The organism is uncultured Senegalimassilia sp. (genome assembly GCF_902464545.1).
Lineage (GTDB): Bacteria > Actinomycetota > Coriobacteriia > Coriobacteriales > Eggerthellaceae > Senegalimassilia.
Map to the genome: position 1 here is coordinate 1 of NZ_CABQJR010000046.1, position 1,523 is coordinate 1,523.

Here is a 1,523-nt window from a genome sequence, read left to right on the forward strand (position 1 = left end):
CGCCCTCCCGGCGAACCCGCACCCGACGCGAAACGCCGGCGGGCGAGCTTAAGCTCCGCGCTGCCGCAAACCTCGGGCATCGCGAACAGGCTTCCCAACGCCGCCGCGCAAGCATCACGCGCTCGCCAGCATAACGACCCCCGGTCATCCGTCGGTCGCTCGCATCGCCCGGTGTCGCCCTTGGAACATATAGGTTACACTAGACGTAAAGCATGCGCGTTCGCGCTCATTCCGCGGATTGATCCTCTGCGGCAAGCATTTCGCTTGACAAATCCGCGTGTCACGATATCTTAATCCTATCAAACGTATATGAATAAGCAAAGCCTTATTTATAAGAAATGAGAAGGGGAAGAAGATGGCAGACGAGAACATCCTCCTCAACGTGGCAGGCCTTTCGGCCGCCGTGGATGAGAAGGTCATTCTTCACGACGTCGACCTGACCGTGGGCGCTGGAGAGACCCACGTGCTGATGGGCCCGAACGGCGCCGGCAAATCGACGCTGGGCCACGTGGTCATGGGCGATCCCGAATACACGGTGACCGGCGGCAAAATCACGTTCAACGGACAGGATATCACAGATCTGTCCACCGATAAACGCTCGCACGCGGGTCTTTTCCTGAGCTTCCAGGCGCCGGTGGAGATCCCCGGCGTGCCCGTCAGCAGCTTCCTGCGCGCCATTTCCGCAGGCCGCCCGGGGGTGGGCGATATGAAGGGCAAGCAGTTCCGCAAGCACGTCAAGGAGCTGGCCGAGGAGCTGAACATGGACCCGGCCTACCTGGACCGCGAGCTGGGCGTGGGCTTTTCCGGCGGCGAGAAGAAGAAGCTCGAGATGCTGCAGCTGCTGCTGCTCGAGCCGAAGCTGGCCTTCCTGGACGAGACCGACTCCGGCCTGGACGTGGACGCGCTGTCCGTCGTCTCGCGCGGCATGGAGGTCTATCGCAAGCGCTGCAACGGCACGCTCGTCATCATCACGCACAACACCCGCATCCTGGAGCACGTCGACGTCAACCGCGTGCACGTCCTGGTCAAGGGCCGCATGACGGCCGAGGGCGACGCGTCCATGATCGCCGACATCGACGAGAACGGCTTCGAGCAGTTCGAGCAGGCCGCGGCCGCAGCCGCCGAATAAGGGGCAGCCATGGCTAAGCAACGCACCGAGGTAGCGGACATCGACCGCAGCCTCTACGACTTTTCATACGGCGATAGCACCGAGAAGCTCGAGGCGGGCCTGACGCCCGAGATCGTCCGCGAGATCTCGGAGAAGAAAGACGAGCCGGGGTGGATGCTCCAGCATCGCCTGAAGTCGCTGGAAATCTATCAGAGCATGCCCACGTCGGACTGGGGCCCCTCCATCGCCGGCCTTGACATGGACAACATCGTCACCTACGTCAAGCCCAACACCGACCAGAAGTCGGACTGGGACAGCCTGCCCGACGACGTGAAGAACACCTTCGACCGCCTGGGCATCCCCGAGGCCGAGCGCAGCTACCTGGCCGGCGTCGGCGCGCAGTACGACTCCGAGC

1 protein-coding gene and 1 pseudogene are annotated in these 1,523 nt (G+C 62.9%); both read left to right on the forward strand.

Annotation, left to right across the window (positions count from 1 at the left end; translation table 11 throughout):
* Positions 1 to 355 precede the first annotated feature (355 nt).
* The gene (gene sufC / locus RDW26_RS09090) at positions 356 to 1,129 is read left to right on the forward strand and encodes a Fe-S cluster assembly ATPase SufC (RefSeq protein WP_042436489.1); all 774 of its coding nucleotides are present in this window, start codon (positions 356 to 358) and stop codon (positions 1,127 to 1,129) included.
* A 9-nt stretch (positions 1,130 to 1,138) separates the two neighbouring features.
* Positions 1,139 to 1,523 (forward strand): annotated as a pseudogene (locus tag RDW26_RS09095) (Fe-S cluster assembly protein SufB); the annotation flags it as partial.

Excerpts from the sequence above, each read along its gene's own strand:
- sufC (WP_042436489.1), top strand. The coding sequence starts at position 356 with ATGGCAGACGAGAACATCCTCCTCAACGTGGCAGGCCTTTCGGCCGCC.